Annotated in this window: 16 protein-coding genes; 2 read left to right on the forward strand and 14 right to left on the reverse strand. The window is 63.0% G+C overall.

The genetic code is table 11. The annotated features are described in order from the left end of the window. Positions 1-72: 72 nt before the first annotated feature. The gene (locus BM252_RS09860; protein WP_139236390.1) at positions 73-2,592 is read right to left on the reverse strand and encodes a response regulator; all 2,520 of its coding nucleotides are present in this window, start codon (positions 2,590-2,592) and stop codon (positions 73-75) included. Positions 2,593-2,599: 7 nt separating this feature from the next. After that, complete coding sequence (locus BM252_RS09865) at positions 2,600-3,409, reverse strand: alpha/beta fold hydrolase (RefSeq protein WP_093387283.1); 810 nt, start codon at positions 3,407-3,409, stop codon at positions 2,600-2,602. A 336-nt stretch (positions 3,410-3,745) separates the two neighbouring features. On the opposite strand from BM252_RS09865, the gene BM252_RS09870 reads away from it, so the two are divergent. After that, positions 3,746-8,287, forward strand: coding sequence for a PAS domain S-box protein (locus BM252_RS09870; protein ID WP_093386947.1), 4,542 nt, complete (start codon positions 3,746-3,748; stop codon positions 8,285-8,287). Here the strand turns inward: BM252_RS09870 and BM252_RS09875 are convergent. The 12 genes from BM252_RS09875 to BM252_RS09930 all read right to left on the reverse strand — a co-directional run bounded on the left by BM252_RS09875 (position 8,284) and on the right by BM252_RS09930 (position 25,194). Then, positions 8,284-9,276 (reverse strand): diguanylate cyclase, encoded by a 993-nt coding sequence (locus BM252_RS09875; protein WP_093386950.1) that lies wholly within the window; start codon positions 9,274-9,276, stop codon positions 8,284-8,286. The two genes, BM252_RS09870 and BM252_RS09875, sit on opposite strands and share 4 nt — an antisense overlap. A 126-nt stretch (positions 9,277-9,402) precedes the next feature. Further along, positions 9,403-12,120 carry a hybrid sensor histidine kinase/response regulator gene (locus BM252_RS09880; RefSeq protein ID WP_093386952.1) on the reverse strand — a complete coding sequence of 906 codons (2,718 nt, stop codon included), beginning with the start codon at positions 12,118-12,120 and terminating at the stop codon, positions 9,403-9,405. Between the two features lie 6 nt (positions 12,121-12,126). After that, the gene (locus BM252_RS09885) at positions 12,127-13,167 is read right to left on the reverse strand and encodes an ABC transporter substrate-binding protein (RefSeq protein WP_245774187.1); all 1,041 of its coding nucleotides are present in this window, start codon (positions 13,165-13,167) and stop codon (positions 12,127-12,129) included. A gap of 46 nt (positions 13,168-13,213) precedes the next feature. Next, positions 13,214-15,670: a two-component system response regulator gene (locus BM252_RS09890; RefSeq protein WP_245774178.1), complete on the reverse strand. Its 2,457-nt coding sequence runs from the start codon at positions 15,668-15,670 to the stop codon at positions 13,214-13,216. A 97-nt stretch (positions 15,671-15,767) separates the two neighbouring features. Continuing rightward, positions 15,768-19,328: an ATP-binding protein gene (locus BM252_RS09895; RefSeq protein WP_139236392.1), complete on the reverse strand. Its 3,561-nt coding sequence runs from the start codon at positions 19,326-19,328 to the stop codon at positions 15,768-15,770. After that, positions 19,325-20,176, reverse strand: coding sequence for a transporter substrate-binding domain-containing protein (locus BM252_RS09900; protein WP_174900481.1), 852 nt, complete (start codon positions 20,174-20,176; stop codon positions 19,325-19,327). Before BM252_RS09900 ends, BM252_RS09895 begins: the two co-directional genes overlap by 4 nt. 71 nt (positions 20,177-20,247) lie before the next feature. Next, on the reverse strand, positions 20,248-20,622 hold the full coding sequence (locus BM252_RS09905) for a response regulator (RefSeq protein ID WP_174900482.1): 375 nt from the start codon (positions 20,620-20,622) through the stop codon (positions 20,248-20,250). 211 nt (positions 20,623-20,833) lie between these two features. Continuing rightward, on the reverse strand, positions 20,834-22,456 hold the full coding sequence (locus tag BM252_RS09910) for a methyl-accepting chemotaxis protein (protein WP_093386968.1): 1,623 nt from the start codon (positions 22,454-22,456) through the stop codon (positions 20,834-20,836). Positions 22,457-22,817: 361 nt separating this feature from the next. Beyond that, entirely contained in the window at positions 22,818-23,231 is a 414-nt protein-coding gene (locus BM252_RS09915; protein ID WP_093386970.1) for a BLUF domain-containing protein, read from the reverse strand. A 68-nt stretch (positions 23,232-23,299) separates the two neighbouring features. After that, a complete protein-coding gene (locus BM252_RS09920; protein ID WP_093386972.1) occupies positions 23,300-24,280 on the reverse strand; it encodes a MerR family transcriptional regulator in 981 nt (326 codons plus the stop codon). Positions 24,281-24,702: 422 nt separating this feature from the next. After that, positions 24,703-24,918 (reverse strand): hypothetical protein, encoded by a 216-nt coding sequence (locus tag BM252_RS09925; RefSeq protein ID WP_093386974.1) that lies wholly within the window; start codon positions 24,916-24,918, stop codon positions 24,703-24,705. A gap of 42 nt (positions 24,919-24,960) precedes the next feature. Beyond that, entirely contained in the window at positions 24,961-25,194 is a 234-nt protein-coding gene (locus tag BM252_RS09930; protein ID WP_093386977.1) for a hypothetical protein, read from the reverse strand. Positions 25,195-25,520: 326 nt separating this feature from the next. Between BM252_RS09930 and BM252_RS09935 the strand changes: the two genes are divergently transcribed. After that, the coding region (locus BM252_RS09935) for a transposase (protein WP_174900483.1) at positions 25,521-25,780 on the forward strand (260 nt) is incomplete at its 3' end.

Consider the following 25,780-nt stretch of genomic DNA (forward strand, 5'->3'; position numbering starts at 1 on the left):
ACGAAAACCCGTTTACACAAAATCCAGCCCCCCGCGGGTCAGCAGAATTCAATCAGCGCCAATAACGTGGACTCAACGACTGCTGATCTGTTCGGCGGCAGAGCGACAGTATTCGCCAGCCTGCTCGAAGTCAAAAGCCGACATCGCCGCAGCCAATTTCGTTTCGAGCAACGGTAACTGTTGCCGCAACCGACTCTGTAGTCGCTCAAAACTGGCGAGCGCTGCCAGGTTCGACGCCGACAACAACTCGGCGAGCGCGACAATCTCCGCTTCCAGCGATCCCGCTTCGGCAGCGCCGGTCCCGACCTGTTCGTCGGCAGGATGGAGTTGTTTCGACAACTTCAAACACTGGATCTTGGTCTCGTCCAGGGTCCACATTAATACATCGAGCCCGCTCGCCGGTTCGCCGCGCCGCAGAGCCTGTTCCATCTGCGCCGCCCTGCGAGACAAGGTGTGCGCGCCTATCGTCGCGGCGTTTCCCTTCATGGTATGCAATACGCGCAGCGCATCGGGCATGCTGTGTGAGTCCAGCGCCTGCCGCAATGCCGAAGAAAAGACCTGCGCCTCCAAAGAAAAAGCGCCCAACAGGCGAAGATAGAGCGCACCAGAACCGGCTAGCCGCCCGATCGCAGCTTCATAGTCCAACAATGCGCTCCCGTCGGCAAGCCCGTTCGTGCCATCCGGGGTTTCCGGACGCGCGTCGCCGTACACATGGTGCCTAATGACAGCGGCCAGCAACGCCATATCGAACGGCTTGCCGACATGGTCGTTCATCCCCGACTCGAGCGCAGCGTCACGATCGTTGGCCATAACGTTGGCGGTGACCGCGACAATCGGCAGATCTCGCCAACGCCGCTGGCGCCGGATCGCCCTGGTCGTTTCGTATCCATCCATACCGGGCATCTGCACGTCCATCAAGACAATATCGAACCCATCGCTGTCGCCCAGTCTTTGCAGTGCGCGATAGCCGTCTTCGACCAGTTCGACAACCGCCCCTTCGGCCCGCAGCAGTTCCTGCGCGATTTGCTGATTCAGCGCATTGTCTTCCACGACCAACACGCGCAAGCCGGCCAGGCGGCGTATTGGCGAAGCCGGGTCGCTCGCCGGCGCAGCCTTACCTGGCCCGATATGTGGAAGCTCGCCAAGCACTTGATGCAGTTGACTCGCGAGTACCGGCTTGATCAATGTCCTGCAGGCGCGACGGCCGAGTGCGTCTGCAACATGTGCCGGAAACGGCACCGCTCCGGGCGTGCAGATGATGGTCAACGGCTCGTCATTCCAACCAGCATATGCTTGCTCGAGCACCGACTCATGGCCGCTTAGCAAGCCCTGGTCCACTACCACCAGCTCATAGCGTTGTTGCCGACATGCTGCCAGCAATGCCGGCGCATTCTCCACTTCCGCGACGGCGTAGCCGCGGGCAGCTAACAGCGCGTTTAAGATCCGTCTAGCGCCCGGATGGCAGTCGGCCAACAAGCAGCGAGCCAACCCTTGCTGCTTGTTGGTCGACTCGCCTGCAGGGGAATCGTCCCGCACCCTAAGTAAGGCAAGATCAAAAAAGAAACGGCTACCCTCACCACGCACGCTATCGACCGCGAGCACGCCCCCCATCAATTCGACAAACCGCTTGCTGATCGCCAGCCCCAGACCGCTGCCGCCAAAATGGCGGGCGGCGGAAGACTCGGCCTGAGTAAATGGCTCGAAGATCACCGCCAACTGGTCCGCATCGATACCTATCCCGGTGTCGACCACCGCAAAAACGACGCGCGCATCCCTGCGTGTAACAGTGAGCAAGACTTCGCCGCTGCGGGTAAATTTAAGGGCATTCACGCACAGGTTCAACAATACCTGCTGTATCCGAAGGCTGTCCCCGAAGAGCCGCGCCGGCACATCGGGCGCGACCTCCAGCAATAGTTCGACCGATTCCGCGCGTTCGCTGCCGCCGAGCAGCAATGCTAGTTCAGCCAGTAGGCTCTGCAGGTCGAATTCCTCGATGTTGAGTACCAGCCTGCCCGATTCGACGTACGACAGATCCAGTACATCGTCAAGCAGGCGCAACAGCGCGCGGGCCGCCGTCTCCGCCCGCTGCGCATAGCTGCGGCCACGCTCGTCCATCTCGACGCGCCGCATCAACTGCAACATGCCGAGCACCGCGTTCATGGGAGTGCGTATCTCATGACTCATATTGGCCAGGAAAGCCGATTTGGCCCGATTCGCGGCCTCGGCCTCCTGCCGCGCCAACACCAACTCGGACTCGAAGCGAGAGCGCTCCTGCGACACGAAAAACACCCATACATAGGCCAGTCCATGGCTGGCAGGCCGGCAGTTGAGCAACACCGGAATGCGTTCGCCAGCAGCGCCCTTGAGTTGCAGATGCAGCTCCACCAACCTGCCCTCGCGCATCAGCATGGGCCACAAATGGGTATGGAGAAAAATTTGACTGGCTAGCGGCAGCATGGCGTCGAGCCGTTGCCCGCACCAATCCGCCGCTTGCCCGCCGAGCAGATCGAGTAGCTCGGCATTGAGCTCCTCGATGATGCCGGTGGCATCGGTGACCAGCACCGCGCACGGCAAAGCATCGTAGGCGTTCATGCCAAGCTCACCCGGCAAGTGTCGCCAGATGTCGCTGCAGGGCGTCGATGACCAGGTCGGGATGACTCATATGGGCGCAATGACCGGACACCTCCAGCACTTCGAGTTTGCCGCGAGGCAGATGATCCCGCAAGTATTCCCCGACATCCAGCGGCGCGAGGGTGTCGTAGCGGTGTTGCAGAATCAGGCAAGGGCACCCAATCAGCGCAAGGTCGCCTCGGTTGTCCGCGAAAAAGGTTGCGTGCGCAAAGATACGGGCGCTGCGCGGATCGGTGGAACAAAAACTGGCCGCCAATGCCCCACTGACAGCGCCCTCGCCCGACTTGCCGGCCACCATGGGCGCCAGCATACTGGCCCAGCCGATATAGTTTTGGTCCATCAGCGTCAGCAATTCGACCAGGTCGGCGCGCTCGAAGCCTCCATGGTACACCGGTGGGTGATTCAAGAAGCAAGGTGAAGGCCCCAGCCAGATCATGCTGGAAAACAAGGACGGACGGGCGAGCGCCACCAAGCCGCCAATGCTGCAACTGACCGAATGCGCGACCAAGGTCACGTCGCCCTCCAGTCCGAGGGCATCGCACACCTCCATCATGTCGCGCGCATACCCATCGAGCGTGGCATAGCGCTCTGGTTGGGGCACGAGGCCGTCAGCAGGGCCGCTGCCCGTGTAATCGAACAGCACCACGCGGTAGCGCGCGCTGAACGCCGGTGCCACGGCGTCCCACATGTGCTGGTCACATCCGAAGCCGTGGGCGAACAGCAATACCGGACCCGCGCTACCTATGACGCGCACTCTATTACGTTGAATGATATCCACCCGCACTCCTAACTAAAGCGCCCCTTCGCAAACGGGGCGATGTGTTTTGACGATGCACGAAGGTCTGCGGGATTTGGGCGGACGGGCATGGGGCGGCGAGGGCTAGGCGCTCTCCATTAGCGACGATTATTGCACATTAGTAGAGGAATTTATCAACCCTGCGGCAATAATAACCTAGCAACGCGGACATGCAAGCACATAAGATCGCTCCGGCACGCCGCCTAGCCGCACGACTCTGGCGCTGCGCTTGCTGGTCTGCCGAGCAATTACAAGGTACTATGCCCCGATTGCTTGAAAGACACGAGAGCGTCGTGTCCCTCGTCGACAAGGAGAACCATGCGGCAACGGAGACTTGGTCCGCAGGGCGCGAAAGCCGTCCTGTTGATTGTGCTGATCGGCGTACTGGTGGCTGCCGCCATGCTGACCTTACATGCCGGCGAAAGCGAGCGGCGACAGACGCTGAACGTCTACGCTGCGCGGCTCGGCGCTTCCGTCAACGTGCGCAGCGAAACCATCTCCGCTGCGCTGGCGGCGATGCGCCGCGATGCGGTTTTCCTTGCCAACGTACCACCGGTCGGCGGCGTCACGCGCGCCATCGCCCACCATGGTTATGACCCGCAGGAGGGATCCAGCGGCCGCCAGTGGGAACAGCGCCTGGGGCAGATTTTTTCCAGTTTCATGGAAGCCAACCAGGAATTGACCTGCATCCGCTTGATCGGCCTGGCCGACGGCGGCAAGGAGGTGTTGCGCACGCAACGCCGCGCCCAACAGGTCGGCATCTTGCCGGCCAACGCCTTGACGCGCCACGGCACGGAAGATTTTTTCCAGGCGGCGCGCCAGCTCGCCGCGGGACAAGTCTATCTGTCGGAATTCCGCCTAGAGCCATCGAGCGGCTGCGCCTACGGCCCCGAGCAGCGGGTGATCCACGCCGCCACGCCGGTGTTCAATGCGAACGGCGCGCTCTTCGGGATGCTGGTTCTGAGCGCGGATGCGGACGCCGTGCTGGCCAGCCTGCAAAGCAACCTGGGGCAAGAGTTCCAGTTGTTTCTCACCGCCGCCGATGGCAGCTACCTGCTTGCCCCGCGCATCGCTGGGCCACGCACGCGCTGGCAACGCGACTACCAACACCTCCCCGACCCGGTCGATAGCGGCCTGGGACTGCAGCGCCTCGCCGGCCCGGGGGGCAACCTGCACGCCCGCAGCGCGCCGGTGCGACTCGACCTCGACGCCCCGGCGCGCAACCCGACCTTGACGCTGGCATTGCCCGACAGCGTGGTCGAGACGGCCGCCGCCGCCGCACGCTGGGTGCTGCTGCGCAGCCTGGCGGGCATCGGCGTCGCGGCGGCGCTAGTTTTTTACTTGCTGCGCGCGACACGGCGCCGCGCCAGCAAACAGAGTGAAGAGCTGGCCGCCATCGTGCGCAGCTCGCACGACGCCATCATCGGCAAGGATCTCGGCGGTCGTGTGACAAGCTGGAATGTGGGTGCCCAGCGCATCTTCGGCTATACCGCCGAGCAGGCGATCGGCCACCTGCTGTCCGAACTGATCGTTCCGGACTTCGCGCTCGCCCAGGAAGCGGCCATCCTGGCGCGGGTGAAAACCGGCGAGGTCGTGTCCAACCAACACACCCAGCGACGCCGGCGCGATGGCAGTCTGGTCGATATTGCGGTGACGGTCTCGCCCATTCTGGATGCCGCCGGCCGCGTGGTCGGCGCCGCCAAGACCGCCCGCGACATCAGCGAACAAACCGCAGCGCAGGCGCGCATCTTGGAACTGAACCGCTCACTCGAAATGCAGGTGGTCGAACGCACCGCGCAGATACGACAGGTCTCGGCCATGCAACAGGCGATATTCCAACATGCCGGCTACGCCATCATCGCCACCGACCTCGATGGCAAGATCGTCACGTTCAATCCGGCGGCGGAACGACTGCTCGACTACCGGGCCGCCGACCTGATCGCGCAACACACACCGGCCCTGTTCCATGACCCGGCCGAAGTGGTGTCGCGGGCGAAGGAATTCAGTGTGCAGCTGGGCGAGGAAATCGAACCCGGCTTCGAGGTGTTTGTCGTCAAGACGCTGCGCGGGCTGCCCAACGAGCACGAGTGGACCTACCTGCGGCGCGACGGCAGCGCGGTGCCGGTGCTGCTGGCCGTGACGGCGCTGAAGGATGAGACCGGCGCACTCATGGGCTACCTCGGCATGGCCGCGGACCTGAGCGCCCAGCGCGCGGTGGAACAGCAGCTGGTCGCCAACGATCGTTTCCTCAACAGTCTGGCCGACAACATCCCCGGCATGGTGGCCTACTGGGACGCCGACCTGCTGTGCCGCTTCGCCAACGGCGCTTACCTACAGTGGTTCGGCCGCAGCAAGGCGGAGATGTCCGGCATCCACCTGCGCGCCCTGCTGGGCGACGAAATCTTCCATCGGAATGAAAACTACGTGCTGGCTGCCTTGTGCGGCGAGCCGCAGCGATTCGAGCGCAGCCTGACCATGAGCGATGGCGCCCAGCGCCACACCTGGGCCCACTACATCCCGGATATCGAGGGCGAGGAGGTGCGCGGCTTCATTGTGCTGGTGTCCGACGTGACGGAACTCAAGCAAGCCCAGCTGGATATGGAATTGCTCAACCGAACCCTGGCCCAGCGCACCGCCGAGGCCGAGCAGGCCAGCCGCGCCAAGTCTGAATTTCTCGCCAACATGAGCCATGAAATCCGCACGCCGATGAATGCGGTCCTGGGCATGCTGCAGTTGCTGCAGCGCAGCGGCCTGGGGACGCGCCAGTCCGACTATACCGCCAAGGCCGAAGCGGCCGCGCGCGCGCTGTTGGGCATTCTGAATGACATCCTTGACTTTTCCAAGGTCGAGGCCGGCAAGATGACGCTGGAAGTGCAGCCATTCAATATCGACCGCCTGCTGAGGGAAATCGGTGTCATCCTGTCGACCAATCTGGGCGAGAAACCGGTGGAGTTGATCTTTGAACAGTGCGACGACTTACCGCGCTGGATCATAGGCGACGCCATGCGCCTGCAGCAGATCCTGATCAACCTGGCGGGCAACGCCGTCAAGTTCACCGACGCGGGCGAAATCCGGGTACGCGTGGCGGTGCTGGAAACGCGAGGTGACGAGCTGGTCCTGGAGTTCTCCGTGCGCGATACCGGCATCGGCATCGCGCCGGACCAGCTGGCCCGCATCTTTGACGGCTTCGCCCAGGCCGACGCCTCCACCGCGCGCCGTTACGGCGGATCGGGCCTGGGCCTGGCGATCAGCCGGCGCCTGGTGTCGATGATGGGTGGGCAGCTACAGGCCGAGAGCCAGCGCGGCAGCGGCAGCATATTCCGCTTCACCATCGTCTGCCAGCGCGATACGGCGCACCGGCCAGTCGATGCGCTGCAGCAGATGACCGGCCTGCGTTGTCTGATCGTGGATGACCACGACGGCGCCCGCAGCACGTGCGCAACCATGCTGCAGGCCTTGGGCTGGCAGGTGCGGCAAGCCACCAGTGGCCGCGCCGCACTCGAGCTGGCCGCCCTCGCCAGCTACGACGTCATTCTGCTCGACTGGCGCATGCCCGATCTGGACGGCCGCCAGACCGCCGAACGGCTGCGGCGCCTGGCCCTCCAGCCGGCCCCGATCCTGATCGCGCTGACGGCGGGCAATGGCAGTGAAGAATGCGCAGCGCTACTGGAAACCCAACCGGCGTTGTTTGACGGCGCCGTCAGCAAGCCACTGACGGCGTCGGCCCTATATGATGCTGTGGCCGAGTCGCGCCTGGGAGCAAGCCCGGTGGCTGCGGCCGCGCCGCATGACGCCGGCCAGCTTGCCGGCCTGCGCCTGCTGCTGGTCGAAGACAACGCCATCAACCAGCAGGTGGCGCGCGAACTCCTGTGCTCGGAAGGGGCGACGGTGGTCGTCGCCAACGACGGCCATGCGGCGGTGGCCATGACCACTGCCAAAGTAGACGCCTATGATGCGGTGCTGATGGATGTGCAAATGCCCGGCATGGATGGCTACAGCGCGACCCGCGCCATTCGCCAGCGCGCCGATCTGGCGAACTTGCCTATCATCGCCATCACCGCCAACGCCATGGCCAGCGATCGCGCCGAGGCGCTGGCGGCGGGCATGAACGACCATGTGGGCAAGCCTTTCCAGTTGGCCGAACTGGTCAGCGTGATCCGCCACCACTGCCAGCCCGGCCGGCATCAGCCCTACGCCCACCTGCCCGCCCCAGCGGCGGCAGCGGCGGTGGCGGCGGAAGCCGAGCCGCTAGCATCGGCGTGGAACGAAACTGGCGCACTGGCGCGCCTGGGTGGAAATCAGGCCACCTATGCGCGGGCTCTGCAATCGTTTCCACGCGAATCGCGCGCGTTGACCGACCGCCTGCGCGCCGCCGCGCTGGACGGGCAAGGCAGCAGCGCGGCCCAAATCCTACACAATCTCAGGGGTATCGCCGCGCTCGTGGGCGCCCAAGCGTTAGCGGCGCTCGCCGCCGAGGTGGAGCACGACCTGTTGGCATCGACGAACCAGCCTTGGCCATCGCTGGCGCCGTTGCTCGAAGCCAGTGCCAGCGCAGCCGACTACGCGGAGCAGCGCGCCGCTTTTTACAGTCCTGACGCCGCCCCGGCACAGGCCCCTGACCTGGCCGGCCTATCCGACCAGCTCGAGCGGCTGGCGCAACTATTGGCGGCCTCGAACATGGCGGCCTTGCCCGCCTTTGACAAACTGGAACGTCTCAGTTCACCAGCTCACCAGGGTGCGCTCGATGCGCTGGGGCAGGCGATACGCGCGCTCGACTTCGGCGCCGGCCTCGAGCTGTGCACAGCCCTGCAACGCGCGCTGGCCGAAGCCCGCTTGGCGGCGACCGGCGGGCCCAGCTAGTTCGCCGGCGCATCGACCACATCGACGCCGGGACGCTGCGCGCTAAATTGCTGGCCGCAGACGCGGGCGCGTCCGCTTTGCTTGGCGCAGTACAACTGGGTATCGGCGCTCGCCAGCAGCGCGGCGGCGCTGCCGCCCTCGCTCGGCCGCCCCACCGCCACGCCGATGCTGACGGTGACGACTGGCGCGGCCTCTGAGTCCGGATGCGGCAAGGCCAGCGCGCGCACCCGCTGTTCCAGCGCATTGCCGCAAATCAACGCGCCATCGAGCCCGGTGGCCGGCAGCACACAGGCGAACTCTTCGCCGCCATAGCGCGCCAGCAGGTCGGACGAACGGTCCAGCCGCTGTTGCAGCGCGCCGGCGACCTGCTGCAGGCAATTGTCGCCAGCCAGATGTCCAAAGCGATCGTTGTACCGTTTGAAAAAGTCGACGTCGATCATGATCACCGCCAGCTCGGCGCCCTCCCTGGCCGCGCGCCGCCATTCAATTTCCAACACCGCGTCGAAACGACGCCGATTGGCCACGCCGGTCAGGCCATCGACCATCGCCATGGCGCGCAGTTGATCGGCCTGTCGTTTCACTGTCAGCTGAGTGTTGACGCGTGCCTTGACCACGGTGGCGTGAAAGGGCTTGACGATAAAGTCAACCGCGCCCGCCACCAGCCCGCGCGCCTCCTCCTCGGGGTCGCTGTTGGAGGTGACAAAAATCACCGGTATCTCCGCGGTGCGCGCAGATTCCTTGAGGCGCTGGCAAACGGCGAAGCCGCCAACATTGGGCATCACGATGTCAAGCAAGATCAAGTCGGGGGTGCGCTGCTCGAGGAATTTAAACGCGGCCTCGCCCGACAGCGCCATGTATACTTCGCAATCGTCCTTGAAAATGTCGAACAAGACCTGGATGTTGCTGGGCTGATCGTCCACGATCAGCAACAGTGGCCGGTTACCTTGCCCCGCGTGGCCGCTCCCTGCCGGTTCGCTATCGATGCTCATTGCCGCTCCTGCGCGCGCCGCGCGCCTTGACTGTCGTGTTGCAAATAAAGCCGTGAGACCACCGTCCGGCGGCGCCCATTGCTGGCCTGGCCGGTGCGCCAAGCGCCGCCCCTGCCCCTCCCCCCGCTAAGTCGGCGCCTCCTCGCCAGCGAACTGGTCCAGCTCGGACAAGCAGCGCTCGGTGAGTTGCGTCAGGGCCGCCAACGACTTCCCATCGCCGCCAACGCCATTGCGCCAACAAGTCTCAAGCTCCGCTGCACACTCCTGCAGCGACACCGCGCCTACCACGGCAGCGGCGCTTTTGAACGCATGCAGGCGGTCCGCGCCGGCGCCCAGCATGTCATGCCGCTGCGCCAGGTGCAGCGCCTTGAGCGCGCTGCTACATTCCTTGTGGAACGATTGTATCAGGGTCGCATACAGGCGAACATTGCCGCCCAGACGCGATAGCGCCAGCTCGCTATCGATCACCGGCGACGGCGACGATGGCGCGCCGTCAACGACGTCGCCGACCGGGGCAGACTCAAGCGGCCGAGCTTTGCAGACGCCGAGCAAAGTCCGCACCAACTCTTCCAGTGCAACCGGCTTGTCCAGGTGCGCGTCCATGCCCGCCGCCAGGCTGGCCGCGCGGTCGCTCTCAAGCACATTGGAGGTAAGCGCGATAATCGGCAGCGCGGCGGTCTGCGGGTCCGCGCGCAGCCGTCGCGTGGTCTCGAGCCCATCCATGTCGGGCATCTGAATATCCATCAGGACGGCGTCGTAGGCCCGGTCGCCGCGGCGCGCCAGCGCGATGGCCGCCAGCCCGCCCTCGGCGGACTCGGCGTGGGCCCCTTCCCGCTGCAGTAGTTCACAGGCCACCTGCAGGTTCATCGGATTGTCATCGACCACCAGCACCCGCAGGCCTGCCAGGCGCGCATGGTCCGTGACGGCACCGCTGCGCTCGACCTCGAACGCCGCCGACACCGCCTCCCGCAGCAGCGACAAGGTCACCGGTTTGCTCAGGTAACCATCGATCAACGCGCGCTCGGCATCGCTGCGGGCCGCCAACTCGATGCTGCCGCAGCCTGTCACCATGATGATGACGGGGCGGCGCCGTTCCCGCCGCGCCGCCCGCAAGCGCGCGGCCAACTGCCATCCATCCATCTCCGGCATGCGCCAGTCGAGCAACACCACGTCAAATCCGCCGTCCTGGCCCTCCAGGCGCGTCAATGCTTGCGCGGCACCGGCCGCCGTCTCGCCACGCCAGCCGGCGACCTCCACCATACCCAGTATCGCTTCCCGCGCCAGCGCGTGATCGTCGACCACCAGCACCCGGTAGGGCGCCGTCTCGGACTTGATCGCGGCCGACTCGACCGTCGCCAGGCGCAGGCGGAAACGGAACACGCTGCCGACACCGGCTTCACTGGAGACTTCAAGCTCACCGCCCATCAGGCCCACCAGGCGACGACTGATGGACAGTCCAAGGCCGGCGCCGCCGTAGCGCCGGGTCGCATCACCCTCGGACTGGCGGAACTGTTCAAAGATCGCATCGAGCTGTTCCGCTGCGATGCCGATCCCGGTGTCGCGCACGCTAAACTCAAGCTCCGCCGTCTTGCCGTCGGCGTGCAAGCAACTGACATCGACGACGACTTCGCCGTGCTCGGTGAATTTCAAGCCGTTACCGGCTAGAATCAACATGATTTGGCGCAGGCGCGCGCCGTCCCCCACCAGCGTCGCCGGTACGCCGGGATCGCAGCGGATCACCACCTCCAACGCCTTGCCCCCTTGCAATGCGCGCAGCCGGATCGCCAGATCGGTGAGCACGGTCTCGATCTCGAATGGTGTCGCCTCGATCGCCAGCTCATGCATTTCGATGCGGGAAAAATCCAGCAAGTCGCTCAGCAAGGCAAGCAAGGACTGCGCCTCCATGCTGCTCTTTTCCACATAGTCCTGTTGCTGCTCCGTCAGCCGGGTGTAGCGCAGCAATTGCAGCATGCCCAGTATGCCATTCATCGGTGTGCGCAATTCATGCCCCATGTTGGCCAGGAACTGGCTTTTGGCGATATTCGCGGCCTGGGCCTGGTCGCGCGCCATCGCCAGTTCGGTCACGGTCTCCTGCAATGCGGACTCGGCGCGTCGGCGTTCCTGCACCTCGATACTGATAGCGCTGTGCGTCTGCGCCAACTGTTCAGTCATCACATCGAAACGGTGCGCCAGAAAACCGATCTCGTTGTCGAGACGGAGCGCGACACGCGGCGTCAGATCGCCTTGCGCCACCTGCTCCACCACCATGCTGATCCGTGCCACTGGCGCCAGCACCCGCCGCCGCAGTATCAGGTAGGCCGAGCCGATCAGGCACGCCAGCAGGGCCAGGGCAAACAGCACCACCCGGTTGTACTGGGCTTGCGCGCGCTGCAGGTCATCGCGGTTCATCCGCATCAATTCGAACGCATCGCTCGCCATCTGCTCGGTGGTCAGAAACAGCGCGCTGACGACCGACGCCGTGCGCGCGCTGTCGGCCGCCCCCGTCAAGCTATCGAACAGCCGCTCGATCACGGCCAGATTGCCGCGCTCGCGGTCGAGCAAGGCCTGCTGCCGGCCCTCATTGTAACGGTGCGCCGCCAGTTGGCGGCGGAAGCTGTCGACACGTTGGCGCCACTGCTGGCCCGAACGCGCCTCACGATACAGCGCGGTCTCCATGATCAGGTAACGGAAGTTTCCCACCGCCTTGGCGGTGCTTTCCGCCATCTCGATCTGATCGGTCTGGGTACGCACGTCATTGGCCGCGCTCATGGTCACGCCGACCACCAGCAGCAGCGCCAGAACGGCGAGCCAGGCCAGCACTGTGGATTGTCGCTGCAGCGTCATGCGCGCCTACCGGATAATGGAAATCGCACTGGGTAGCACCGCCTGCAATGCCTGGGGACGCAGGTAGTCCAGGTAGTTCGGCATGGCACGGTTGTTGATGATCTGCCGTTGCTGCGCCCAGCGCGTCTGATCATCAAGGGCGAGCAATAGGGATTGATCCAGTGAGGGCCCATAGTCGACCGGTTCAAAGAAACTGGCCACCAGTTGCGGCGGCAAGCCGATGGCGGCGGCCACGGTCTGCCGGGCCTCCAAGGGCTGGTCGATCATATATTGATGACTGTCTGCCAACGCCGCCAGCAAGCGTTGAACTTCCTGCGGATGGCTGTCGACGAAACCGACTTTCCCCACCAACAAAAAACGATACACGAACAGGTCTTGCTCAAACAGGGCGGCAACTTTCGTGCCCAGCGCTTGCTGCAGCCTGGCCAACTCCGGTTGCCAGGTGGTGATGGCATCGACCTCGCCGTCACGCAGCGCCGTGAGCAACCCCGCCGGGGCGTAATCGACGATGTGCACCTCACTGGCGCCGACACCATGGTGCTCGAGCAATTTATCCAGGAAATACTGGGCGTTGGTGCCAAATACCGTGCCGATGCGGCGCCCGCGTAGGTCGGCGGCGCTGCGCACGCCATGGTCGACGCGCACCAGCAGCGCCGCCGTCTTGCGCGAGCCAAAGACCGTGCTGACCACGGCGATCTGGTTTCCTTTGGCGACGGCCAAGACGTAGGGCGTGTCGGCGACGACCGCCATGTCGGCCCGTCCCTCGATCACCGCGGCCAGTGCCTGCTTGCCCAGGGGATAACGCTGGGTCTGCAAAACCAGACCATGGCGCGAGAACAGTTGCCGCTGCTCGGCCACGAAGAAAGCGCCGCTGGCCGCCTGGGTCGGCAGGCCCAGCGTCAACGGCAGCGGCGCCACCACCGCGACGCTGGGCCTGGTGTAATGCCAGGCCAGCGCGGCGACCAGCGCAAGCGCCACGCCGGCGGCGATCCATCCGAGCATGCGTTGCCGCAAGGACACAAGCCGCCCCGCCCGCAGGTTTTTCATCAAGTTCATACTCCTGTTGGCCAGCGGCGAGGCGCCGCCGACTGGTTCACGCCGGCACCGGCGCCAAGCCAAAGACCGTTTCACGGCGAAGCAAGGTCAGCATTTCTTCGAACGGCAGCGGACGACTATACAAATAGCCTTGCATGATCGCGCAGCCCATCGCCAGCAGCCGATCGGCCTGGGCCTGCTGTTCCACCCCCTCCGCCACCAGATCCATGCGCAAGCTGCTGGCCAGGCTGATAATGGCGGAGATGATGGCCGCGTCGCTGCTGTCGGTGAGCATGTCGCGCACGAAGGACTGGTCGATCTTGAGCACATCGATGGGAAACTTCTTTAAATACGACAAGCTCGAATAGCCCGTGCCGAAGTCATCGATTGAGGTGCGTATCCCCAACACGGATAGCGCGCGCAGATTCTCCAGCGAGTGGGCGACATCTTCGATCAGCGTGCCCTCCGTGATCTCGACCTCCAGCAGATGGCTGGGCAAATCATAGCTGGCCAGCGTCATGGCGATGTCGGCGGCCAGCGCCGGATCATCGAACTGCTGTCCAGCCAGATTGATGCTGACCGGCACCGCCACCTGCGCGCCGACCAAGCGGGCCAGGTCGGCACAGACCTGGCGCAGCACGAATTGGCCGAGCGGGACGATCAAGCCGCACTCTTCGGCCAGCGGAATGAAACTGGCGGGCGACACCAGCACGCCGTCATGACGCCAGCGTATCAGCGCCTCGAGCCCGACCACGCGCCCCACCCGGACATCGACTTTGGGCTGGTAATGCATTTCCAGCCCGCCATCCTCGATCGCCTTGCGCAATTCGCCGATCAAGGCATGGCGGACCAGTAGCTTCTCCTCCAACTCGGCCGAGAAGAAGCAAAACCGGTTCTTGCCTTCCTGTTTGGCCCGGTACATGGCGGAATCGGCATGCCGGTACAGGCCATCCTGGTCACAGCTATCGTCGGGAAACAGGCTGACGCCGATACTGGCGGACAGATCAAACCTCCGGCTGTCGACCATGAACACCTCCGCCAACGCCGCGAGCAGCTTGCGCGCGACCAGTCCGGCGTATTCCACGTCATCGATCGCACCGAGCAAGACAACGAACTCGTCGCCGCCCTGGCGGCAAATGGTATCGCCGGCGCGCAGCGCCTGCTGCAGCCGCACAGCGACCTGCTGCAACAGCGTATCGCCGACTGCGTGCCCGGCCGTGCTGTTGATCACCTTGAAATTGTCCAGGTCGATCAGCAGCATCGCCACATGTTGATCTTGGCGCGAGGCCTGCTCCAGCGCCTGCGTCGTCCGGTCGCGCAGCAAGGTGCGGTTGGGCAGATTGGTCAAGGCGTCGTGCTGGGCCAGGTGGGTCATCTTGTACGCCATCGCCCGCGCTTCGCTGACGTCGTGGAACACGATGATGGCGCCGCTTTGGGCGCCGTGGCGGTCGCGCACCGGCGCCGCCGAATCTTCGACCATCAGGCGCCGTCCATCGCGCCGCACCAGCACACAGTCTAGCGCCATGCCGACGATGCGGTCCTCGCTGAGCGCCAAGCGCACCGGATTGAGCGCCGGCGCGCCGCTGTCGCCGTCGATCAAGGGCATCACGCGCTCGATCGACTGCCCCGCCGCCTCCTCGCTGCTCCATCCGGTCATGTCCTCGGCGATGGGATTAAGAAAACTGACGCAACCGTAACGGTCCGTGGCGATGACTGCATCGCCGATCGAATCGAGCATGATGCGCATGCGCTCTTTTTCGTCGTAAAGGGCCAGCTCCGCATGTTTACGGGCGCTGACATCGGTGATCAACAACAGAAATCCGCTGTCCTGTTTGCCGCGCTCACGCCGAACCACCGAGGCCTGGGTGTGCAAGACGCCACCGTCGGCGTTGAGGATCGACATTTCAAACGCCGGCGCGGCGTCCAGCGGTCCCATATACAAACGGCGCCGTATCAGCAGGGCGTTGGCGCTGCCCACCACCTCGGGCAAGGCCATGCCCGCCATCGACGCAGCGGGCACACCAAACCACCTGCCGGCGACGTCGTTACTGAAACGGTTCATATGCTGGTCGTCCCAATAACTGACAAAGGCGGGCAGGTGCGCGACCACATCGGCAAGGTCCTGCCGCGCCTGCGCCAGCGCGCGCGTCTGCATTCTGAGCTTTAAATGATTGAACACCCGCGCCCGCACCACGGCCAGATCGAGCGGCTTCTGCAAATAATCCACCCCGCCCTGTTGCAGCGACGTCAGCTCATGCTCCACGCCGTGGTAACCGGTGACAAAAATCACGGCGCAATCGGCCGTGACCGGATCGGCCTTCAACGCTTCACAGACCGCGTAACCGTCCATGCCCGGCATGGCGATATCGAGCAAGACCACATCGGGGCGGCAATGGCGGGCCAGCGCCAGGCCGCTCGATCCACTGGTGGCAAAAAACACCTCGGCCAGGCCGTCGACCGCATCCCGCAACACCTTAATATTGCTGGCGATATCATCGATGATCAATATCGACATGGGTGTTGCTTCCTGCAAAGTGAACATTCGGGCACCTAGCCTATTTATGATTCCATTGTGCAATGATGCTAACGCTGGCGCCGCCACGGCGCAAGCGCTATCGTTGCGCAGCGACGGCGCCCGCGCCGCACCAGGCGACGGCGAGCGCCTCGCATTCCCGCAGACGTTGTTCGGCCAAGGCCATCAAGCCCGGCAGCCCCGTTCCTTGCGCCGCGCCAGCGGCACGCTCCACGGCCAGCGCGGCGCTGGCGAACTGCTCTGCGTGCAGGGTGTCCATCGTCGCACGCAGTGTCCGGTAGCCCCGTGCCAGGTCGTCGAAGCGGCCGGCTTCCCAGTGCTGGTGCGCGCTGGCGGCCTGCTCCATGGCGACCTGCAAGGTACTGGCGACGAGCGCCCTTAACCGACGCAGACGTTGCGGATCAGCAACATCGGCGGGCATTAAATGACTCACATCGAAAGCGCTCGTCGAAGCGGGCGGCGCAGCCGCCCAACGTAGAATCGTGGCCAGCATCTGCGGCAGCTCCAAAGGCTTGGCGATGAAATCATTCATCCCGGCCTGCAGACAGGCATGGCGTTCGATTTCCAGCACGCCAGCCGTCATCGCCAGTATCGGCAGCGTCAGGCCCAATTGGTGGCGGATCACCTGGGTGGCCGCGACGCCGTCCATCACCGGCATCTGCACATCCATCAGCACCAGCGCATAGTCATCGGCATGGCCGCGCAAGCGCTCGATCGCCTGCTGCCCGTCGTCGACGACGTCGATCAACGCGCCCTCGTAGCGCAGCAGCTCGCAGGCGACCAGCTGGTTCAAGGCGTTGTCCTCGGCCAGCAGTATCCGTATGCCGGCCAGGCGCGCACTCGGCTGCTCCATGGCGGTGCCGGCGTCGGCCGGCGCTGCGGACATCAGCGCCCGCAACGCACGGCTCAGGGTGCCCTGCGTGACCGGCCGCGCCAACAACTGCGCGCTGCTGGGCCACTCTACGCGAGCACGCGGGTCGAACGGATTGGCTAGAATGATCAGCGGCGCGGCCACTGGACGGCCGGGGTCAAACTGGCTGCTGTCGATCAGCACCGCATCGTAGTGCTCGGCCAGCGGCCCTGGCGGCATATCGCCATGCGCCTCACAGTAGCCGCCGGCGCGTGTGATCAGGCCGGCGACCGCGGCGCGGCTGTGATTGTCGCGATCGATCAGCAGCACGCGGGCGGCGACGCCGACCGCTTCCCGCGGCGACGCCAAACTTGGCCTCAAGGGCAGACGGACGGCAAAGGTACTGCCGCCGCCGGGCGTGCTGGTCAAGTCAATCGTCCCCTCCATCAGCTCGACCAGACGCCGCGAGATCGCCAAACCCAGGCCGGTGCCGCCGAAGCGACGTGTCATCGAGCCATCCACCTGGGAAAACGCGGTAAACAAGCGCTGCTGCTGCTGCTGATCCATGCCGATGCCCGTATCCATGACTGAAAATACCAGTTTCGCCTCCCCCATGGCGGCCGTCGCCACCTTTACCGATAAGACGATCCTTCCGCGTTCGGTGAATTTAATCGCATTGCCGCATAAATTGATCAGGATTTGTTGCAAACGAGGTGCATCGCCTTCTAACATCTGCGGCACATCGGCCGCGACATCGATGATTAGCCGCAGCGGTTTGTCGGCGGCGCCGATACCAATAATGCCGGCAACGGCAGTGAGCACGCTATCGAGTTCGTAAGGCGCGGCGTACAGTTCCATCCGTCCAGCCTCAATTTTTGAAAAGTCGAGCACGTCATTGAGTATTCCCAGCAACGAGTGGCCGGCTCCGCTGATCTTGGTCAAGTAGTCACGCTGGACCGCTGATAGCGCCGTATGTTCAAGCAATTGGGCCAATCCCAGCACCGCATTGAGCGGCGTGCGTATCTCATGGCTCATGTTCGCGAGGAAGCTGCTTTTAGCCTGGCTGGCCTGCTCTGCCTGTTCCTTGGCGCTGGTCAGAAACTCGCGCAGTTGGCGCTGAGCACTGGTGTCGTGTGCGATGCCAAGAAAGCCGGTGATCGCGCCCTCCTGATCGCGTATCGCTGTCATCACCAAGTCGACGGCAATCGGGCTACCATCCTGACGGACCAAGGTCCATTCGCGCCGGTCGGCCACGCCGTGTCGGGCCCGCGCTACCAGCGCGCCAAAACCGTCGAACCAGGCTTCGGCCGGTGCCAAGGCGTGGTGCTGCCGGCTCAATTCGCCCGGCTCGTGCAAGCGGACGAATGGCACCCGCCCCTCCATGTCCTGGGCGCGATACCCCAACATGCGCTCTGCGCCGGTACTGAAGACCTCGATCAGACCCGAACTGTCGGTCGCGATGATGGCAAATTCGCTGGCCGAATCGATGATCGCCTGCAGCTGCTTGCGGGCCGCATGCTCTGCGAGCTGCGCTTGCTTTAGCGCGGTGATGTCGGTCACGATCGAATAGAAGCCGCAGGTCTGCTCCGCGACGCGGTCCGGCACGAAGGAAACATACGCCTGTCGTCCCGCACCCTCAGGGTCGGTCAACTGCAATTCAAACTGACGCGTCTCGCCGGCCAGTACTGCGCTGATGTGTTCGGCGATGCGCCCGTAGCGCTTGGCGTCCAGAACAGCCCGCAAAGACTGCCCTCGCAACGCGGCCCCATCCATGCCGAACCACAGCTGGCACGCCCGGTTGGCGAATCGATTCCGCTCGTCAGCCGTCCAGTAGCCGATCATCGCCGGAACGTTATCGATGATGACCTGGAGCTCTCTATGGCTCTCGTCCAGCGCCACTTCCGCCTGCAGCCGGGCGCGCTCGCGCGTGCGTTCCTGCCGCCGGCTCACCGCCAGCAGCAACGGTGGAATCAAGGTCAACAACATGGGCGCGTAAATCAGCAGCACCTGCCAGTCCGATGAAAACGGCGGCGCCGCGAAATATGGACTCGCCATCACGGCCGCCATGACTAGGGAGACGAGCCACACCAGCAGCGCCATCGCCTCGAGGCTGAGCGTGACGGCGGCCATCATCAGCGGCAACACCATGTAGATAAAGGAGAAAGGCAGATAGACCAGCGCCAGCACGCACACGCCAGCCGCCGACAACGCAAACGGCAGCAGTCGCGGCCACTCGACGCGGCGCCAGACCGCTTGCCAGCCATCCCGAAACACCAGCAGTAGCAAGGGCAGTGCGCTGGCACTACCGACCGTCGATCCGGCGTACCAGATCGACCAGGTGCGCAAGTAACTGGGCGACTCGGCCATGGGCAACAACCAGGCTGCAAGCGACGCGCCGGCAAGAGGTGGCACGCAGCATCCCAACAAGAGGAAAGTCAACCATTGTTCGGGGCTATGATCAAACGCCTGGCCGACGCCGCGGCGTCCGAGCAACCAGGCGCCGACCAGGCTTTCCAGCAAATTGGGCGGGACAAACAGCACCGCGCGCGCCGCCGGCACGCCGGCCAAGCAGTTGGCCAGAAAAATCGCCAGGCCGGCCGCTCCAAGTAAGGCCACGGCTCTGCCTGGCCGCGTCAACAAGGTCGCCATGAGCAGCGCATTCACATTCCACAGAATGGCTATGCTGCCGGGCTGGCGGGCCAGCCACAGCGCAGAGAGCGCCAGCAAAAAAAAGCCGGCAAAGATGGCGAGCAACTCCAGCGCCCGCCGCTGCGTGGCCAGCCGACTCATGCGCCCTCCCGGCGGCGGCGGCAGCGCAGCAGCGCCGCCGCGCACAACGCAGCGGCGAACAGTGCCGCCGCAAGCAATGCGGGTCCGGCGCCACTCATCGGCGTGGCCCGCTCCAACGGCGGCATCCAGCGCGCTAACAACGCGCTGCGCTCGGCCGACGTGATCTGGTGCAGGCCCCGCTGCAGCAGGATACCCAGCTCGGGCCAGTCGGATCGATAAGCAAAACACAAGGCGTAATCAAAGCCCACGGGGCCCAGAGCGCGCAAGTCAAACCAGCGCTGGCGGCGACTGACAAAGGCGATGCTGGCCTGGTCGGCCACCACAGCAGCCACCGTTCCGGCGCGCAGACGGCGCAACGCCTCGGCATCATCGGCGACAGCAACCCACGTTACATCGGGGTATCGTTCACGCACGTAATGCTCGACAGCATACCCCTTGCCCACCGCGACCGGACGGTGCGTCAAACTCTCCAACGTGACTGCGGCGCTATCCGCACGGACCACGAGGATGGCGGGCACCAATATATATGGGGAAGTAAAGGCAAGGTAAGCCCCACGCTCAGGCGTGGGGCGCAATGACGTTATCAGGTCGACCTCACGGCGCTTAGCCAGCTCGAGGTTGACATTGAGCGATTGCGCCGCACTCATCGCCATCACCAAACCCGTCTTTTTCTCGATCAGTTGCAGGAAATCGATCGACAACCCTTGCGGCCGACCGTCCTCGGCACTGAATACGAACGGACCATAATCCGCTTCCGGCGCGACACGGATCGGCTGCGCAGGACTAAACGTGGCGGCGCTCGCTGGCAGAACGGCGCCGAACCAGCTTGCCGCCAGGGCAATCAGCAAGCTTGCGACACCCAGCGCGGGCCGAACCCTGCGTTTTACCCCCCGACCTGCCACCACTGCAGCGAAGGCGCTCATCTGCGTGCAGCCAACTGTCGTTCGAGCTTGCCGATTGCCTCGAGCAATGCTTGCGTGCTGAAAGGCTTGATAAGAAAACCGTTCGCCCCCAGCTTGAGCGCCGCTTCAACGGTCGGACGGTCGCGCTGGGCCGATACCATCAGCACCATGCTTGCAGGTAAATGGCCCTTTAGCCACTCCAGCAAGGCCAACCCGTTGCCATTTGGCATCATCACGTCCAGTAGAACGAGGTCGGACTCGCAATGTCGTAACTGTTCGACTGCGGATGACGTGCTGCTAGCTTCGCCATCGTAGCGATAACCTTCCTCCAGCAGGGTCAACCGCAACAATGTACGCATCATTTCATTGTCATCGACAACGAAAACGCTCAAAGCATGCTCTTGCCGCGGCATAGGCCTCCTCTCAGTTCATTCAAACTATACCGCATTTACGCGTGCAAAAAACACAAGTTGCGGCGGCAAGAATGCGAATGTTCTTGCCGAACGGGCCATAGCGCCGCGTCGGCCGCGCGGTGCGCCGCCGATGCAGACCAGCGCGCGCCGTTCGGCGGCAGGCAGTCTGGATCGCAAGGGCAATCTCTGTTTAGCCGTGGACTAGGCGCATTGGCACCGGTTTCATGGCTGGCCTATCGTCGGACTGCCGCGTTTCATTTTCACGGGACTCAAGGTTGAACAGTCCGACCACCTCGGCCAGCGAGCTCGCCTGCTCGCGCAGTTCAAGCGCTGCCGACGAAGCCTCTTCAACGAGTGCCGTGTTTTGTTGAGTCATGCTGTCCATCTGACCGATGGCCCCGTTGACTTGCTCGATGCCGCTGCTTTGCTCCGCGCTAGCAACGCTGATCTCGCCCATTATTTCCCTAACTCGCTGCACGCTGGCGACGACTTCCTGCATTGTCGTACCGGCCTGTTGAACCAACGCGGAGCCGCTGCCCACTTTGTCGACCGAATCGTTGATCAGTGTTTTGATTTCCTTTGCCGCCGCGGCAGAGCGCTGTGCCAGATTGCGCACCTCGGTGGCTACCACAGCAAAGCCGCGCCCCTGTTCGCCGGCACGCGCCGCTTCCACGGCCGCATTCAAGGCCAAGATGTTGGTCTGGAAAGCGATGCCATCGATCACGGAAATGATGTCGACGATCTTCTTCGACGAATCATTGATCGATTCCATGGTCTCGGTCACTTGCACCATCACTTCACCGCCTTGTTGGGACACTGACGAGGCCGATTGCGCAAGCGCGTTGGCCTGGTGGGCGTTGTTCGCGTTTTGTTTGACGGTCGATGTCAGCTCTTCCATAGCGGTGGCAATCTTTTCCAGCGATTCGGATTGAAGCGCGGTGCGCGACGCAAGGTCTTCATTGCCGCTGGCGATTTCGCTCGATGCGCTTCGGATCGACTCGGTACCCTCGCGCACCTGTCCAACAATCGATGCCAGGCTGTCGCGCATGGTCTTAATCGCAAATAGCAGGCTCGACTTGTCGTCCTGCTTGATATCCACACCAATCCCCAAATCTCCACGGGCGATCTTGTTCGCTATGTCGGCAGCGTAGGCTGGTTCTCCGCCAAGCTGCTTCAACAGCACGCGCTTGATCAGACCTGCGGTCAATACACTGATGATAAAAGCGATCGTTGCTACGATCATGCTGAGCTGGCGTGAGGTAGCTGAGCGCGATGCGGATAGCGAGGTGGCGTCATCCATTTGTTGCTGAGTCTTTTTTACCACGACAGCCATGTCCGCCACTATCTGTCGCCGCAAAGGGCTGCACTCGTTGACCAAGAAGTTGCTGAAATCTTTCATGTTGCCAGTTTCACGCAGTTGTCGAGGGCGCTTTAGCGCTTCGCCCATTGCGAGCAGGCCAGCACGTACTTTGGCAAACTCAGGGTCATTGCCATAGACCGGCGTCAACTTGTCCAGTGCGGTAAGGTAGATCGCTTTTTGCTCATCGACTAGGGCAAGCTCCTTGTTCGCTTGGGCCTCATCGGTGAATATATACGCGTTGCGTGCAGCCAGACCAGTTTGCGCCAAGGCTTCGCGGGCCTGATAAAGCGGCCCAAGGCGCTCGGCGGATATGCTGTCAAGTTGATTGACCGCCTGCCCAATCGACGATATTCCTGTCAAGGTGATCGCCGCCATTATCAGTATAAGTGCGGTTAGTAGGCCGAAAGCGAGGGAAAGCTGCGTACCGATTTTTAGAGCTTTAAAGGTGTTCATGTTCGTTCTTCCGAAAATAGATTGAGGACTCAATCTGTCACAGGCAGATCGAGTGAAACAACGGCCGTTGGCGGCACATGTGGTGGGTTTTGAGGCGTCGCGGAATTTGGGCGATGCCAAGCATTCCGTCGATCCCCTTATTGGATTGTTCTTGCGCCGCGACGGTACTCATCGAAGTCGGGCTTCTCCGCCGTTGCGCCGCAGCGCGATGGCAGGATCGATGGCGTGTGCTGGCCATTTTTTCTGTGCCTCGTCAGCGCCTATTGCCGCTGTTGTTGCGCAGGGCTGTCAGACTTCCGCTCGCGTATCCTGCTTTAGTCAAACCCCTCTTACATTGGCCGGCCTTGTTGTCATCCAGCGCTTAATCCTTAAACATTTTCAGCAAGGTTACTGCCGGTGACGACGCGCCGATCTTTCGATCCGTTTTCGCGGCGTCAATGACTTCCACCAACTGATCGTATTTATCCGCTTGCCGATGTTCAAGATTGGTCATGTTCATGCTCCAGCGCGTAAAGGTGCGGAACTTGGCCGGCTCGTTGTACAAAATGCGGGAATTCTTGTGGCGCGGATCCTTCTCGATCTTCTTGTACAGTGCATTCAAGGTCTCCAATGGACCTTCCAGTACCTGCAAGAACCAGCCACCGTTGTAGAAGAGACTACCTGTCACGTCGATGTGCTGGTTGTTATTCTTGGCGCTACGTTGGATTTCGTTCAGGTCCTCAGAGGACATTTTTCGGGTTGATTGACTGACGTAAACAAGTTGGTTGACGGACATTTGATCACCTATAGATTTAGATATTTCATGCGGGACATGCGCGGAGATGGAGCCAGGACATTTAATCGCTAAGTTCTCCTTACCTGTCCAAACGGGTTTTCTGAGGTGGTGGCCGGCAACTTTTTGGGCAGCGGCCTCGCCCGCTGCGGATACTTTTCCCGGCCATAGTTGTGGACCGCATCAATCACGTTCTGCAAAGTCAGCAGTATGCTGATTCCTCTTGGGGAACGGTCCAGTCCGACTGCACCGGCACCGCCTATCCAAATTTCCACCTGCGGCGGCACCACACTGCGCAGTTCTTTTAGATAAGGCAGAATGCGGCGCTTTGGAAACGCTTCGCTAAAGCACAGACAGACGATATCTGCGCGATAGTCGGCAGCAGCAATGGGTATTTCTTGAACAGGCGTCTGGGCGCCCAGCGAAATGCAGCATGCGCCGCGCAGCGACGCCAACGCGTTCACCATGAGGATGCCCAGCGTATGCAGCTCGCCGGATGGCGTTGTGATCAGAATGCGGGGCTGGCCGTCGGGTTTGGCCACCTGCGATATTTCCTCTCGGATCAATCCCTGTATCATTTCCGAATACACGTGCTCATCTCGAATCCCAATCTTGCCTTGCTCCCAGGCAGTTCCCACAGCACCGTTCAGCGCACACATCACTTCCACGACGAATTTTTCCAAGCCGAGGCGCCTGACTTCGTGCTTCAGTCTACGATCCAGAGCGCTGCGGTCACGCAATTGAATCATGGCCATCAACTCGCTCACCACGAGAGAGTCGACATGGGGCGCCGACGTCCTGATGCTCTGGGCCTGCAATAGCGATTGCAACGCCTCCTCGCTCAAAGGAACCACCTGGGAGGGACGCATGCCGCTGTCGATCAAGCGCTTGATCATCTGGAGGCGGATCGTTTGGTGCGCAGCATAAGACCGATGGCCGCTTCCATCTCGCTCCGGCACGGGGAAACCATATCGTTCCTCCCACTTGCGCAACACTTCCTTGGAAATGCCGGTACGCAGTGAAATTGCTGCGATTGTGCAAATATCCGCCATGGCGCCCTCGTTTTTCAGCTAAATGTCTTAGACAAAAGTATGAATCATTCGCGGGCCTACCGCAACAAATAATTTCAATTGGGAATTAATAATTTCAAATTGACAACAATATGCGCGGCAAGGCCCATGTTCAGGAATGCCCTGAGTGTTGTGGAAATTAGATCAATGATGGCTTCCCCCGATGGGCAGGCTGCGCCGTACCGCCACCATGTTCAGCAAGATGGACCGCGCCGCCTCCCGGAGATTCGGGCATTGGCTTGTCGACCTTCCCGTCGAGCTCGTCCGGCGTGGCCTCGCCGCCGGGCACGCGCCGCCTGCCCCAAGCGTCGTAGTCCAGCGCCTCGGCACGCGCGCAGTCCCCCCCCCCCCGCCAGCGCGATCGGGCTGCCCAGGTGGTCGCGGTAGACCCAGTTCAGCCCGGTCTAACGGGACGGACGGTCGATCTCCATACCCAACCCCGGCGGCCAGCAGGTCTTCACCGTCGTCGCGCCGCCGACGCTCTCGACCTCCTGCGCGCCGGCATGGACCACGCTGTCCGTCACCCGGCCGCCCTCGCCGCGTTCCTGGCGCGTGCGCTGGCACTCGGGGCCGTAGACGAAGTCGGCCGTCGGCCCGCCCCTGGCTAGGCGCAGCGGCATGTCGAAGCTGGTTCAGCTGACCGTGCGGCCCGCGCCGCCGGTCTAGTTGCCGTTGGCGTCGTAGGTGAGACGGCCGTGGCCGCCGATCGAGTCGACCGCGTGCGGCCGCTTCGCCTCCTTGCCCTGCGGCGGATAGCGCAGCACGCCGTCTCCCGCGCCCGGCTTGGCGGCCAGGTAGCCGGCGGCGGCGTGGCCGAACATCTGCGCCGGCCGCGCCGGCGTCCGCATCTCGCTCGACTTGAGCCGGTTCAGCTCGACCTCATACTCGATCAGCACCAGGGCGGGGTCGCCCAGCGATCTTGCGACCCGGCGGCTCGTAGCTGACCTCGGTGACGTTGCCGCTCAGGGCGCCCGTGCCGGCCAGGTTGCGAACGGGTCGTAGCTGATGTCATAGCCCGAGAATCGGCCTTCAACCCACTCGGTGAACGTAGACGGCCTGCTTGGCCGTTGCAATTTGCACCAAACTCTGAAATTCAACGAAGATAGGCAAAAATGCTCGCCTTTTCAACTTGTTCTGCGCGGATCGGCCAAGCGCTGCTGGAGAGTAAGCGTCTTCCCAGCGCCGTCTGGACTGCCTGAACAGCGTCATTCATGATCGAATCTTGGCACAGCATTTGTGCCCACAAATTTCGATTATGGACACAAATTTTCAACCGATCATTTCCACGAATGCGCGCGGCCACTATCGCCAGCACCCGCTGGAGTTCAAGCGCGCGTTGGTGGCGCTGTCGCTGGAACCGGGGGCCTCGGTCGCTCGCATTGCCCGCGACCACGGCGTCAACGCCAACCAGGTGTTCAGCTGGCGCCGTCTTTATGAGCAAGGCCGCCTCGGCGTGCCTGCGTTAATGCGTGACGATGGCTT

Origin of the sequence: Rugamonas rubra (assembly GCF_900114705.1) — a bacterium.
Taxonomy (GTDB): domain Bacteria; phylum Pseudomonadota; class Gammaproteobacteria; order Burkholderiales; family Burkholderiaceae_D; genus Rugamonas; species Rugamonas rubra.

Excerpts from the sequence above, each read along its gene's own strand:
- BM252_RS09860 (WP_139236390.1), bottom strand. The coding sequence starts at position 2,592 with ATGAACGCCTACGATGCTTTGCCGTGCGCGGTGCTGGTCACCGATGCC.
- BM252_RS09870 (WP_093386947.1), top strand. The coding sequence starts at position 3,746 with ATGCGGCAACGGAGACTTGGTCCGCAGGGCGCGAAAGCCGTCCTGTTG.
- BM252_RS09875 (WP_093386950.1), bottom strand. The coding sequence starts at position 9,276 with ATGAGCATCGATAGCGAACCGGCAGGGAGCGGCCACGCGGGGCAAGGT.
- BM252_RS09880 (WP_093386952.1), bottom strand. The coding sequence starts at position 12,120 with ATGACGCTGCAGCGACAATCCACAGTGCTGGCCTGGCTCGCCGTTCTG.
- BM252_RS09885 (WP_245774187.1), bottom strand. The coding sequence starts at position 13,167 with ATGAAAAACCTGCGGGCGGGGCGGCTTGTGTCCTTGCGGCAACGCATG.
- BM252_RS09890 (WP_245774178.1), bottom strand. The coding sequence starts at position 15,670 with ATGTCGATATTGATCATCGATGATATCGCCAGCAATATTAAGGTGTTG.
- BM252_RS09895 (WP_139236392.1), bottom strand. The coding sequence starts at position 19,328 with ATGAGTCGGCTGGCCACGCAGCGGCGGGCGCTGGAGTTGCTCGCCATC.
- BM252_RS09910 (WP_093386968.1), bottom strand. The coding sequence starts at position 22,456 with ATGAACACCTTTAAAGCTCTAAAAATCGGTACGCAGCTTTCCCTCGCT.
- BM252_RS09915 (WP_093386970.1), bottom strand. The coding sequence starts at position 23,231 with ATGTCCGTCAACCAACTTGTTTACGTCAGTCAATCAACCCGAAAAATG.
- BM252_RS09920 (WP_093386972.1), bottom strand. The coding sequence starts at position 24,280 with ATGGCGGATATTTGCACAATCGCAGCAATTTCACTGCGTACCGGCATT.
- BM252_RS09925 (WP_093386974.1), bottom strand. The coding sequence starts at position 24,918 with ATGCCGCTGCGCCTAGCCAGGGGCGGGCCGACGGCCGACTTCGTCTAC.